This is a genomic window from Arachidicoccus ginsenosidivorans (assembly GCF_007971385.1).
Lineage (GTDB): Bacteria > Bacteroidota > Bacteroidia > Chitinophagales > Chitinophagaceae > Arachidicoccus > Arachidicoccus ginsenosidivorans.
In genome coordinates this window covers 5525312-5538821 of the sequence record NZ_CP042434.1, presented here as the reverse complement: position 1 = coordinate 5538821, position 13510 = coordinate 5525312, and the positions used below count along the sequence as shown (strand labels likewise).

Below are 13510 nucleotides of genomic sequence, written 5' to 3'. Positions count from 1 at the left end.
CTTTATTTATAGGGAAAGCTATTATCCATGAGCGAAGATCCCGCATATCTTAACTGGCACGGTTTGCATCGATTTGAAGATCTCTGGGGCATTTGGGGCCACTCCTATAATAAGCTTATACCCCCCTCCGTTTATTTTAAAAAGCATCCTGAATATTATGCCCTGGTAAACGGTGTCAGACAACCAACACAATTATGCCTGAGTAATCCTGAAGTATTAAAAAAAGTAATTGACACCCTGAAAATTATGATGGCAGAAAACCCTGATGCCATTTATTGGTCAGTAGCCCCAACGATGGTGGAGGTTACTGCAGTTGCGATGCGTGCAAAAAGTTGATAGGGAAGAGGGAGGACACCAAGGATCGTTGATTCGCTTTGTCAATAAAGTCGCAGATGCTTTTAAAGATAAAAAAATTACTACTTTGGCTTATGAAGGCACGGCAGCTGCGCCACAAAAAACGCATGCCCAATCCAATGTGATTATATTAATCAGTAGTATAGATATTTTCAGAGAGCAGCCACTAAGAAATGCCAACTGGCCAGCAGCAGTTTTATTGCGTAATCAATTGAAAAGCTGGGCAAATAAGGCAAATCAACTCTTTATCTGGGATTACTCTGTACAATTTACCAATTATTTGTCGCCGTTCCCCGACCTGGAAGTATTGGCTGATAACCTTAAATACTTTAAATCACAGCATGTAACAGGTATTTTTGAACAGGGTAGTGGGGACACTTATGCAGATGCAGCAGAGCTTAATAGTTACCTCCAGGCAAAATTGTTTTGGAATCCAGATCAAGATGTCCATGATCTGATCACCGAATTCTGTAATGGCTATTATGGCTCTGGATCAGCCTTTGTGCGGGAATATCTGATCGACAGGAAGACAGCGCTGCAAAACTCAGGCAAACATTTGGATATTTATGGCAATCCTATGATAGACAGCAGGGGATACCTTTCCACTGAAAATATGGAGCATTATCAGAAACTGCTGTATGAGGCGCATCTAGCGGTGGCAACAGACAATAAGTATAGCGACCGTATTAAACGGCTACAATTGAGTCTTGAATATGTGGCACTTCAGCAAGCACTGTTTTATGGTATTGATTCGGGGGGCTTTTTACAAATTTCCAAAGATTTAACCACCTACATACCCAAAGCCGGTTGGCAAGACCGAGTGGACAGATTTGTAATGGATTGTAAACAGCAAGGGGTAAAAGTATTAGCTGAAGAGGGCTTGTCTCCAGATGCCTACAAAGATTATTGGCAAAAAATTCTTTCTGTTCCTTTGCCGGTTAATCTTGCCTTACATGCAAAGGTAACGCTTGACAATCCCTTTGTGGAAGATTATCCAGCAAAAGGCAATCAGACGCTAACAGATGGAATGCCAGGTTATAAGGATTTCAGTTATAACTGGTTATGTTTTTACGCAGCAGATCTATCGGCCATCATAGATATGGGTTCGATAAAAAACTGTGGAAAAATTAGCATAAATTTTTTAGATGATCCAAGACACTGGATTTTTTTGCCTGTTTCGGTACAAGTGTCTGTTTCTCAAAATGGTATTGATTATAAAGATTTAAAACCCGTAGCTTTTAATGAAGGACCGGAACATAGCGATATTCAAATTATAACTGCCAGTTTTTCGCTGCCAGCAGCATCCAAGCTGCGCTTTATCAAGATAAAAGCCATCAATCCCAAAACATTAACTGTCTGGCAAAATAATACATCAAAAAAAGCTATGATTGCGGCCGATGAAATCAGGGTTACCCCTTAGATTGTAATAAATATTGTATTTTTGTCACAAATACCATTTATGCAATCTGAAAAGATTACTGTTTTATATGTGGACGACGAACAAGATAATTTGTTCTCCTTTAAAGCCACTTTTCGGTTAAAATATAATATTTTAACCGCTTCCAGTGGAGAAGACGCTCTAAAGATCCTGGCAGAAGAACGCGTCAATATAATCGTATCGGATCAGCGAATGCCACAAATGACAGGCGTCGATTTTTTGCAGATAGTCCAGGACCGATTTCCAGATGCAGTGCGCCTTCTGTTGACCGGATATGCAGATTTGAATGTCGTTATTGAGGCTGTCAATAAAGGAAAGATTTTTCATTATCTGACCAAACCATGGGATGAAAAAGAGATTGAAAGAATATTAAATGCCGCTTTTGCATTCTGGAAAGAAAAACAAACCCTTAAAACCACCAATGAACAATTGGAATTTATGCTGAGACAGAAACTACTTTCCTAAAAAGAATCATTGGGGTGATGTGCCCAAAACGAGCATATTTTCGCAGTAAAACATCCCTCTAATTTCACATCAAAATAAGAACGAAACTGAGATAAAAAAAACTTCATACGTTTTGAATCGGTTTTGAGTAAGTCTTCATTGGTATAGTCATAATCATAATTGCTTTTAAATCAATCAGAACGGCAGAGGATTCAAATATAGTGCTGCTACTGCAATTAAGATTTTAATACCAAGGGATTCTGAAAGGAAGTGATATATGTAAAAATTATAAGTTTTATATTTTGTTGGGAATGCATACCGTAAAAGTTGTTCCCATGTCGACTTCGGAATCGATATCCATCTGAGCACCTAATTTGTCCAGCGCATTTTTTACATTATATAAGCCAATGCCAGATCCCGTTCCGTGGGTAGTAACTTTAGAAAATAGATTGAAAATTTCATTAAAGTGACTTTTAGGGATTCCTATGCCCGTATCCTTAATGATGATTGTGACTTTTTCAACAAGAACCTGAACGGAAAGGGTGATGCTTTTATGCATTGAATCCTTTTTCTGATATTTAATAGCATTTGTGATCAAGTTATTTAAAATCATCTTGATCAAGGATAAGTCAGATCGAAACGGAAGTGTTTGATCCACCTTACAATCAAAACTAATTTTGTTAGTGGTCAGATAAATCTGGAAAAGAGAGCTTAATTCTTCCACCAAAACCTTAAAATCAATCTGTTCGATTTTGAGAGCCCCTTGGTGGAATCTGTAATAATCATGCATGCCAGCAATATAATCCTCCAGCTTAAATATGGATTTTTCAATTAAAAGCAGCATTTCCATGATTTCCGTCAAATCGGTCATTTGGGTCATTGCATCCACCGCTCCCAGAATGCCAGAAAGGGGACTACGCAGATCATGACTGACGCTATAAGCGAATTTATCCAGTTCTTTATAAGCCTGTTGCAATTCCTTGTTTTTTAAATGCAACTGGGAGCTGGCTAAAAAGAACTTATTCGCTTCCTCAATAGCGGAAAATATTTCTACTTCCACCCAGGGCTTTCGGATAAACCTAAAAATATGACTGTTATTTATGGCGTTAATCACCACATCAATATCGGTATATGCAGTAATTAAGATTCTAATAGGCAAAGGAAATTGCTCTTTAATCTCCTCAAAAAAGACAACACCCGTTTTACCCGGCATGCGTTGGTCACAGAAAATTATTCGAATATCTGAATTATCCTTTAAAATAGTGGTCGCCTGCGCTGTATTTATAGCTGTAAAGATTTCATATTGCTTACGAAAAGAAGCTTTAAATCCAAAAAGATTATCTTGTTCATCATCGATATAAAGAATTTTAATCTTGTTGTCACACATCAGTTGGGTTATTTTAAGTTCAAACTTTGTTTTAAGGGTTTTATCGCATTAAGTAGGGGTGTCTTGTCGCAGTGGCAAATTTATTATAAATCTGGCACCATCACCAGGACTGGATTTAATTTGAATAATTCCATTATGCTTCATAATAATGGTGTGGCTAATTGACATCCCCAGTCCAGTTCCCTCACCCACTTCTTTGGTGGTAAAAAAAGGATTGAAGATCTTATTGCGAGTATCTTCATCCATGCCAATTCCATTGTCTTCTATAATTATCTCCACATAATTGGCTTGGTGCAGGCAGGTGGTAATGGTGATTTGACCTCCAGGCCTTTTATCAAAACTTTTGTCAATCGCAAAAATTGCATTAGACAAGATATTCAGGAAAACTTGATTAAGTTTACCTGGATAACATTCAATAAGAGGAAGCGTACTATAATTCTTTACCACTTTTATATTCCCTAATTGATTGCTAATAATGATCATGGCAGAATCTATACCCTCATTTATAGAGGCATATTTTAGGCTATCTTCGTCCAAACGGGAAAATAACTTAAGTCCTTTAACAATTTCTGCAGTTCTAGAAGCCCCATTATGGATACCGCTAATGAGATATGCAATTTCTTCACGTAAATAGTCAGTCTCTTCCTTTTATGATGCAGTTCGATTTTAGCCAGCTTTTCTTCCTTTGGCAGCTCAGAGAGAGCAATTTGTTCAATATAGTTCAAGGTATTATAAAGGGCATCAATATCGCGCCTCAAAGGAGAAATATTAGAAGTAACAAAATTAATTGGATTATTGATCTCGTGGGCAATACCAGCAGTCAGTTGTCCAAGTGTTGCCATTTTTTCAGACTCAACCAATTGCGTTTCAGTTAGCTTAAGATCTTCTAATGCCGCGTTAAGGTCAGAAGTTCTTTGCTCTACCATTATTTCAAGTGTTTTATTTTGTTCCCGAATAATACGTTCATTCTCATGGGCAATTTTAATGGCTTTGGCCTGCGAGAGCTCCTTTTCTCTTTTAAGCACAGTAATGCGATCAGCAAGTGCGATTGACAATAGCGTAAGTTCAATGGCAGTTCCCAGACCCATGGTATATGACGTAAAGGCATTATAAGGTAAAAGACCTAAATTACGTAAAGAATAAAGGATGATGCCCACAAAAAATATAGTCCAGGCAATTAAAAAGTACTTTGCGGGTCTAAAACCTTGAAAAGATATTTTAATAGCTACAATATACATCAATAGGGTTGTAGCTAGTGCGGAAATATCTATCATTCTAAAACTAATCTCATCAAAGCCCGCCAAACGAAAGACTATAGCAAGCAAATATAAAGTTGCTGGGTAAGGAAAGAGCTTATGTAAAGTGGGCGTTCTGTTTTTCGTTTCTAAAAATTTTCTCACAAACAACATTGCAGTAATGCCAGCTAGTGCAGGGAATATAATAATAACTTTATTAATAAGCCAAGGATAGCCCCCAAATAAATAATGATACGTATAACCATTTAAGGTGGTTTGAGTAAGACCAATGAATAAACAATACAGTACATACCATAAATAGCTTTTATCCTTGGTAAAAAGAAAGAGTAAAAAGTTATAAGCTGCCATAACAGCTATAATGCCAATGAAAATGCCCCATAAAACTTGAGCATTCATTTTAGAACGTATTATATCCAGTCGACTACCCAAAATCAAAGGGATAATTAGCTGCTCTGAGCCTTTAATCTTCATATAAAATGTAGCCGTACTGTCGGGTTTAAGCTTAATATCAAAAAGGAAATCGGGTTGCTGATATTTGCGCTGACTAATCGGCCACCGATTGGACAAATATATAGATTTATATACGCCATCTTCAGGAAAATAAAAATGACAGTCCGTAACTGTTGGATTTTCCAGATCAAGAATTAACTGACTCAGTTGCGAAGCATTATTAATAGTAAATTTAATCCAAAAGTTGGATTTGCTTAAACCCAGATCAGGATTGGCCTGTTTTGAAGGCACAAATTTACCTGACGCTCTCACATAAGAAAAGTCAAGTTTACCTGACGGATCTTCAAAAATGCCTATATCCTTTCCAATTACTTCCGTCTTACCAGTGAATTGTATATTGTGTTGACCAAAAATTTTGGAACCTGCAACAGACAAAAGACAAAAGATCAGATAAAAAATTGATTTCATATAAGAAAAGGGTCACTTACAATTACTATAATAAGATGATAATATTAATTTTTGAGTATCACCTATTTATGCCAAAATTAAGGTTTCTTTGAGCGGTAAACGCAGACTTTTTATAGTTGGCTCAGGCGCAATAGCCATTTTTGCCAGAAAAACGCCCATCTCATATACATCGATACCCGTAATTTCAAGGAATCTTTTATGCTGGCGCCCTAATTGTTCAATAAACGCAGGGTCGAGTCCTTCCCCCTGGCCATTAATTAATCTTGAAAATAAATATAACGGAGAAATTAATGGATGTATTGCGATATTTAGACGAGTAGCGTCCAGCCAAAAACGTTCCATTGCCCGACCACCCATAAAGTAGCTAAACAAGTCCACATCCAATTTTGTATCATTATTTTGAACAGGCACAGTAATTAAACAAAGGGCAGAAGCGGACTTAACTGTTCGATCAGCAAGCATCTCCATGGCCTTACCACCATTTAGTGCATTCAAAGTTTTGATCACCTCTTCGCTTTTAATCACATTGAGTGCTGCTAATTGAGCACCTGTGAGTCCAAGTGTTTGAATATCAATGCCATCGCGCATCTGCTTAGTTTGCTCCTCTGTCCAGCGCATTTCCCTGTGGACAAAATCGAAATGACCATTTACATCTAATAACCGAACGCGGTCACAAAAGCCAATTACTTGCCCCAAAGAATGGATATCGTGTTCCTCTGTAAAAAAACGCACTTTAGCACCCTTGATAGTTTCTCCCATTTTACTCAAACCATTCAATAAGGATTCATCTAGTTTTATTTTAGTTGATTGGGTGCGGTTGGTGAAGCGCTGATTGATAAAACCGTCCAGAGATTGCAGCAGCTGATTTTCTTTAGACAATTGTTCATTAAGGTGACTGAAATAAATAAAGGCAACAAGAGGTGAATCTTTTTGATCCTGGTATTGCAAATGAGCTTTAAGCCCCATTTTTAAAGCGTGAATATTAAGATTTTCATAGGCGGCACCAAAAGAAATAAAAGAGGCTGTGCCCCGGAAATCTCCGAAAGAAAATGAACGATGGCGGTCATGAAATAAAAATAGAATGCCTTTATGATACAGCCACTTCCAGGGCTGATCGTTGCCAGTAGAAGGAGCTGCACATGCAGCCGAGACCAATTGCTCAATCTGTTCATCCGTTAATTTGATGTTCGTTAAGTCATTAATTGTACTTATATGATCAGCATCAACAGAGTTTGATATTCTAGTTACCAATTCGTGCGCAATACCCAACATTTGTATGGAATCTAACGGGGAATATGGATTGATATCAACTTTTCTTTCAGAAGAATCAGAACTTGACTGCTTTATTAATTTAACTGATACAGGATCTTGAATAATCTGCTCAAAATCAATATAGAACCTTCCAGAAACGTGAAGTTGATCCAGTAATATGCGTCTGCAAGTATCCGCACCTGCCGCTCCACCTAAAGCGACCGAACTGGCTAATTGAGGCCACGTATTAATGCTTTGTTCCACCTCAATCATGGAAGCTTTTGCTCTGACGGAAATATTGCCAACTCCCAACATCTGAAGCACAATAGGTACTTTATCTTCGTTGGATATTTTCTTGATATTCAATGGATTTAATCCCTCGGCCATACCGTGTAATATTGGACGCTCAGGTTCTAAATCAAACCTTTCAATATCAAGCATCCCCCTGTCGCTGGTATCCATGATAACCGGGATGCCAAGTTCCCTTGCCTTAAATCTGGCCAAAATTTTCACATCCAAACCATCACATTCATCGACTACTATATCCAGCTTTCCATCATTTGAAAAAAAATTGTCCATGTTACTTTCGGTAAGCCCCTCGAAAAAGCAAGTCACTTTTATAAAAGGATCCATTTCAGCAATTTCTCTAGCAGCAATCACGACTTTAGGCACTCCAAGATTATGGACACCGGTTCTAATACGGTTCAGATTACTTAATTCAAGGCTATCAAAGTCTGCCAGGCGTAGTTCACCGCATCCTCTTTCCATAGCCAAAGTTAGGGCAATTGACTGGCCAACAGAAAGACCGATAATACCAATTTTTTTGGTGGATAAAATCTCTCTTTCACGATTAGTTATTTTATATTGATTTCGGTTGGTGCGCACTGCAATGAATTCCTCCTTATCCAATAAATGCACCAACCGTTTATTCCAGGGATAATACACCCAAACGCCATAGTCATGAATATTCACACCATTTAAATGTTGATTGATGGCAGCTTCGTACATTTCAGGTTTTAATTTGACCGAAGGGTGCTGACTTTTAATAAGTTCCGACAATTGCCCTTTGATTTCATTAAAAACAAAGGGGTCTTCGTTTACAATCTGAGAAAATTTTTCTCTATCAGATTGATTATTAAGTCTAAGCAAAACGGGCTTATAGACTTCATTATTGTTTAATGGTGGATTAATGGTCGTGTCCATAATTAAGGATGAGTGAAAATTTGTTTCAAAATAATAAAAATGAAGTATTTACAGCAAGTAATTATCAAGATTGCCCAGAAAAAAGGTTTAAATCATGATTCTTCCAACCTTTTTTCAGGTATTTTCTTTTCGCGTGGTCAATTGTTTCCTTAATATTCCAATTTTCTAAATGTGGAATACTTAAATTGTAATGAATTTCAATAGACTTCTTACGCAATGTTTCAGATCTGACGTTATTAAAACTTTGACGAAGATTGAGAATTGCATGGCGATTCTCAGTGTCAGCAGAACTTAACTCCTTAATATCCAAATGTATCATGGCTGTAGCCAAAAGATCCATTTTTGGATAATAAAAGGTTCCATTATTACCAATTGTGGTCAATTTATGATAACCTACATTTTCGGCCATTACAATTGTATAGGGAGCGCATAACGCGAATAAAGAAGTAAGGCCAATTTGAGAGGAAATTGCAACCGCCGCTCTTGTCAGAAAGATACTGCCTATACCATAACCAGCTATTTCCCTTGAATTCCAAAGGCCGCATATTTCCCCGGTTCCTTGTTCAGCATATTGCCAAACAATGTCCGTTACCTTAGAATCCATTGCCACTGTAGCCTGTTCAATTGGCAAAGGTTCACTTCCTCCTGCTATATGTACCCGGGCGCCACCGTAGACCTTTTGCCCATCCATGGATTCCACTATTATGACAAATGCTGCGGGATTTTCTGTCCATCCATGTTTAGAGGAGGTGACATTGGTTACTCCAATGCTTGTTAGTACTTGCGTATGCCCCTCAACAAACCGTTCACAGGTAACCGGATCATCAACCGCTCTAAACGCCCTCAATCTTACGACTGGATTCTCTTTACTTAATTCTTGGTGCATTTTATATAAGATCCTTTTTTAATATTATTTGGTTAGTTTTTTATCATTTCAATTTCCATAATCAGGTGAGCATAGGCATCACCTAAAAAACTCATAATTCATCAATAAATCCAATCTTTAGCGATTTGTCCACAAATGTAATGCATAATCAAACATTCAATTGATCAAAATAGTATGGATGCGTCAGATTTTTATAGGCCGGGTCGCTTTCCTTACACTGGTTACTTAATAATGCAAGCATTGCAACCATAAATGGCCTATGTTACACAAGCCGGCCTACTTTAATGATAAAGATAGCACTCATGTTAGATCCGGGTCTAAGGATAGGAAGCCAGTTCTTGGGAGTACCTTAGTAAATTAAGCCTAGCCTTATAAAACTACGGATCCTGGAACATTTTGGTGATATTTACCGTCAACTGTTCAATAAAACGATTAAAATAGTTCTGATCCATCCGAACCTATACCTAAATTCCGCAAAACTAGGAAACCTATCCAAAGCATACAACCGATTAATCCGCCTTTTTAAAGAACTCTTTGCGTAAGCAGTAAAATCATACCCATAAATATCCAACAGATCATTTAATATAATACTGAGCTGCAGATCCCTGATCGGTGTTTCCATCTGTGACAAGTTTTGTTTAAGAAAACCACCAGTAATCCCCCAGTAAATCTACATCAATCGGCTTAGAAACATATGCATTGGCCCCTGCTGCCAGACATTTCTCCGCATCCCCAGGAATAGCCTGGGCAGTTACCGCAATAATCGGCAAGCTTTCATGTCCAAGAACCTTGCTAAGCAAATCGATGGCTATGAGGCCATCGACTTAGGAACTATCATGACAAGAAGTACAACAGTGAATCCCCGTCCATTTTATTTAAGGCCTGTCTGATACTATACATTGATAGTCAATACGTTCATTTGGGGATTATGGGAGAGTTTTGGGCTCGTAAAATAATAACAGTAACCTAAATATGGTTCAAACTTAATGCAATTGATATCAGCAATCAACAATGCTCCGTTTCGGTAAATAGTCGTGTTCCCCTTCGGCAATATTGAGCAATATCGGCTTTAGGAATTTCACTCTCAATAAATTGTAGGTCTAAGTCAAAACCTGGGTCAAATCCAAACTAGCATAGAGCCCATTAGCTACAATATGCTATTGGTACTAGAAGGACTGCTATGGGCGACTGTTTTTGTTTCAGCTTTTTGGGTACCTTGCTTTATGTAAGTGAGCAGATTGGATATCAATCTATAAGGTCAAAAACCAATTAATCAATACTGTGGTAATTGGCAGTCGTTATGTCAATGATTTAGCTTTTGGCTAGGTTTCTAATGGCCCTACTTGTCGTGAAGCATACTGGTAATTTTTGAATAAGCTTGATTGCAGATTACTGTTTAAATAAAGGGAAAGTAAATCAAAAATCTACATCCATGTTAATAGTGGTAATATTATAGTGCCTTGCAAGATTAAAAAGTTCAATTAAGTTATTAACGTCTAGTTTATTATAAATTCGTACCCGATAGGTACTGGCAGTTGATATTTTTAAATCGGTCATGGAAGCAATTTCTTTAATACCAATTCCTTTTAGCAAAAGAAGGAGAACCGAAAACTCTTGCTTTGATAAAAGGTTGAAGGGATTTTGAATATTTTTTTTGTCATTGTTTCCCATAGAACTGTCCAATAGGCATTGAGGGACAAATCGTTTGCCTAAATAGATCTGACTAATAGCCCTTTTAAATTCCTTTTCGCCTTCCGTGGTCCGTATAAAACCGTATGCACCCGCTTCCATAAACCTAGGAGCGAATATATAGCTCTGATTCAAGCTTATAAATAGAATTCGTAGATCAGGGGATAATAACAATGCTCTTTCAATCATGGTAAAGCTATCCATTCCTTCCATTGTCAAATCACTAATGAGCATGTTAAACTCTTTGGTTCCAATCTTATGGATAACTTCAATGAAATTTTGTGCTCGTTCTATTTTAGCCTTAATGCCTAAAATAGAACGAGCAAGTGCGTCCATCCCGTTAGCTATAGGGAAATGCTTACTTGCGATTAAAATATTGAAAGACATAATAGTATGGTTTGGCCAAGATTCTTATTGGTTGATAATCATTCATTAATTTTCAAAGAAACCATTTAAATGATTGATCTCTTCAGAAAATAATTGCCTAAAATTCGTGAATAATTAATCAAATTCCTATTTAAGGCTCAAATTAAATTTAAGCTGACGATTTTAGGATTAGTTTATCGAAGATGAATAATTGGTGAGCCCTTACTGGCATAATTATAATCGATTTAAAGTGATCTAATATTTCTTCAAAAAATTGTAGTAATAATACTATAATAAATTAAAATTGAATTTAATACTTTTGGACCATTAAATTAACTGGTATTTAAGAAGATGGCGGGTTGCCATTATTTTGTTATTAAGATAACGAAATATGGAATCTTCTGTTTTTAATAATTGGAATTTCGGGTGGCATTATTTTTTATTTAAAGTTTATGAGTCATAGTGATTGGTGATTTTGTTAGAATAGTCTTTGTTATATTTCAAAACATAAATGTGCTTAATATTGTCGTATCATAAAATGAAATTCTAATTGGATTTTCTAATATGAAGATTTAAAAATTAAATTGTGAACCATTTTACGAGTTTATCCGCAATTATCATTTATATAGCCGTATTTATTATTAATCTATTAGTTGTGTCATTTATTATACGGCAAATCTTGATTATGGATTTAAAGAAGCATATTTTTAAAAAGAAAAGCCATTATCATGGAGACACGGTCGTTTCTAATTTGGGCGGAATGGCTATTTTGGGTGTTTTTTCTTTTTGAATACTATTTTGAATCAATGGTTTAAAATAGCAGAGTGGCACTTGATATTAGCTGCTACTTGTTTTATGTTCTTTACGGGCTTAAGAGATGATCTTGTTAAATGGAAACCATTGACATTAACAATTATGGAATCGATACCCTTGTTAATGATTGTTTGGATGGCTCAACTTAAAGTGGTTTCATTAGGCGGGCTATTGGATATTTATGAAATACCAACATTAGGAGGCTACTTTTTGTCCTTTATTATAATTTACATAACGGTAAGGCTTGCCAACCGCCTTGATCAATTGGATGGACTTTTGGCTCCCATAGCAGGATTTACTTTTTTGATTTTCGGTCTTGCTTCGGCTTTATTAAATTTACATGGTTATGCAATTTTGTGCTTTGGAATGGTGGGTAGCCTCTTTGGCTATTTCAAATTTCAAAGTGCAAAATGTAAAATTGTTATTGGAAAGAATGGCTGTTTATTGATTGGTTTTTTATTAGGATTTATGAGTCTATATTTATTTAATGTAGCTATCATGAAGCAAGATCATGGTTATGGAGGTTTTAGAAATTTGCTTATAAATATTCCAGTAACGCTTTCATTTTTGCTATTTCCATTGTTCTATTATTTAAGGAGAATGATATTGTTTGTGTTTTTCAGAATTCCCTGGAATCATAATATTGGTTTTCAGCAGCTTTTATTAGAAAAAGGAATTAAAAAATCGCTTATTCCTTATTTGTTGGTAATGGTCCAAGCGGTTTTAATAGGCTTGGTTATAATATTTGTTTATTTGCATATTGGTATTAATTTGATTTTGGGCATACTTTTCCTGTTTTCACTATTAGTGATTTGGCTAATTGGATATGGATTATCTAAAACGAAATTTAAAGATAGAATAAAAATTAATTTATAAATTAAATACTGTTTTTTGGTTATGGCAAAATTTAATCAACTACCTGCTTTTTTGTATAGCCCTGTGGAAGTGTCTGGCTATAGTGATAATAAGGACACTGGCAATAATTTTAGAAACCCTTTTGTGAACCTGGGAGATAAAATTAAATTACATTCTAAATCAGGAACATATAAAATAGTAGAACTTGATGATTGGTCTTTTACTGTGACAGATATCAATCATAAATGGTTTATAAAAAGAATGAAACAATATAAATGTACATGGGATGATTTTAGATGTTGGGCCAGGAAAGTATAATACATGGTTTCCTAATATAATATATTAGTTTTATATCTGGAGGAAGTGTGGTTTGTTTTATGCAATCATTATTCAGAAATTAAGATGGTATACATTTTTTTGTAATTGGTAATGGTGACGCCATTCGTGTGTGAGTTGTTAAAGCTATTGTTTATAGTGGTTAAACAAAAATTGTTGAAATAAATTACTCTAATTTACATTTTGTCCCAAATGAATCTCCCCATCATTCAGAATAAAAGACTGAAAGATGGGGATTAGTCTTTAAGGAGCTTCAAATCTTTGTAATTCAACTTGTTTATAATTGAAAAGAGAGTTATTTTTGCCCAAATTTA

The 13510-nt window shown here is 36.1% G+C and carries 13 protein-coding genes; 5 read left to right on the top strand and 8 right to left on the bottom strand.

Features of this window, described 5'->3' with window-relative positions:
• Positions 1-27 precede the first annotated feature (27 nt).
• From FSB73_RS27135 to FSB73_RS22175, 3 genes are read left to right on the top strand one after another with little or no spacing between them, the layout of a single operon-like run.
• On the top strand, positions 28-336 hold the full coding sequence (locus FSB73_RS27135) for a DUF4838 domain-containing protein (protein ID WP_146787425.1): 309 nt from the start codon (positions 28-30) through the stop codon (positions 334-336).
• Positions 323-1774: a DUF4838 domain-containing protein gene (locus tag FSB73_RS22180; protein ID WP_158639670.1), complete on the top strand. Its 1452-nt coding sequence runs from the start codon at positions 323-325 to the stop codon at positions 1772-1774. The genes FSB73_RS27135 and FSB73_RS22180 overlap by 14 nt, the downstream gene beginning before the upstream one ends.
• A gap of 39 nt (positions 1775-1813) precedes the next feature.
• Complete coding sequence (locus FSB73_RS22175; RefSeq protein ID WP_146787420.1) at positions 1814-2257, top strand: response regulator; 444 nt, start codon at positions 1814-1816, stop codon at positions 2255-2257.
• 274 nt (positions 2258-2531) lie between these two features.
• On the opposite strand, the gene FSB73_RS22170 is transcribed toward FSB73_RS22175, so the two are convergent.
• The 8 genes from FSB73_RS22170 to FSB73_RS22135 form a co-directional block, all read right to left on the bottom strand.
• A complete protein-coding gene (locus FSB73_RS22170; RefSeq protein ID WP_146787417.1) occupies positions 2532-3623 on the bottom strand; it encodes a hybrid sensor histidine kinase/response regulator in 1092 nt (363 codons plus the stop codon).
• Between the two features lie 48 nt (positions 3624-3671).
• Complete coding sequence (locus FSB73_RS22165; protein WP_146787414.1) at positions 3672-4160, bottom strand: sensor histidine kinase; 489 nt, start codon at positions 4158-4160, stop codon at positions 3672-3674.
• Complete coding sequence (locus tag FSB73_RS22160) at positions 4142-5797, bottom strand: 7TM diverse intracellular signaling domain-containing protein (RefSeq protein ID WP_146787411.1); 1656 nt, start codon at positions 5795-5797, stop codon at positions 4142-4144. Before FSB73_RS22160 ends, FSB73_RS22165 begins: the two co-directional genes overlap by 19 nt.
• Positions 5798-5863: 66 nt before the next feature.
• A complete protein-coding gene (locus FSB73_RS22155) occupies positions 5864-8251 on the bottom strand; it encodes an Rv1355c family protein (RefSeq protein WP_146787408.1) in 2388 nt (795 codons plus the stop codon).
• A 64-nt stretch (positions 8252-8315) separates the two neighbouring features.
• Positions 8316-9137 carry a hypothetical protein gene (locus FSB73_RS22150; RefSeq protein ID WP_146787405.1) on the bottom strand — a complete coding sequence of 274 codons (822 nt, stop codon included), beginning with the start codon at positions 9135-9137 and terminating at the stop codon, positions 8316-8318.
• A gap of 412 nt (positions 9138-9549) precedes the next feature.
• Positions 9550-9759 (bottom strand): hypothetical protein, encoded by a 210-nt coding sequence (locus tag FSB73_RS22145; RefSeq protein ID WP_225974275.1) that lies wholly within the window; start codon positions 9757-9759, stop codon positions 9550-9552.
• Between the two features lie 16 nt (positions 9760-9775).
• Positions 9776-9937 carry a response regulator gene (locus tag FSB73_RS22140; protein WP_225974274.1) on the bottom strand — a complete coding sequence of 54 codons (162 nt, stop codon included), beginning with the start codon at positions 9935-9937 and terminating at the stop codon, positions 9776-9778.
• Positions 9938-10553: 616 nt separating this feature from the next.
• The gene (locus FSB73_RS22135; protein WP_146787400.1) at positions 10554-11213 is read right to left on the bottom strand and encodes a LuxR C-terminal-related transcriptional regulator; all 660 of its coding nucleotides are present in this window, start codon (positions 11211-11213) and stop codon (positions 10554-10556) included.
• Positions 11214-11990: 777 nt separating this feature from the next.
• Between FSB73_RS22135 and FSB73_RS22130 the strand changes: the two genes are divergently transcribed.
• Positions 11991-12881, top strand: coding sequence for an MraY family glycosyltransferase (locus tag FSB73_RS22130; protein WP_146787397.1), 891 nt, complete (start codon positions 11991-11993; stop codon positions 12879-12881).
• A 21-nt stretch (positions 12882-12902) separates the two neighbouring features.
• Positions 12903-13178 (top strand): hypothetical protein, encoded by a 276-nt coding sequence (locus FSB73_RS22125; protein ID WP_146787394.1) that lies wholly within the window; start codon positions 12903-12905, stop codon positions 13176-13178.
• The last annotated feature ends 332 nt before the right edge of the window (positions 13179-13510 follow it).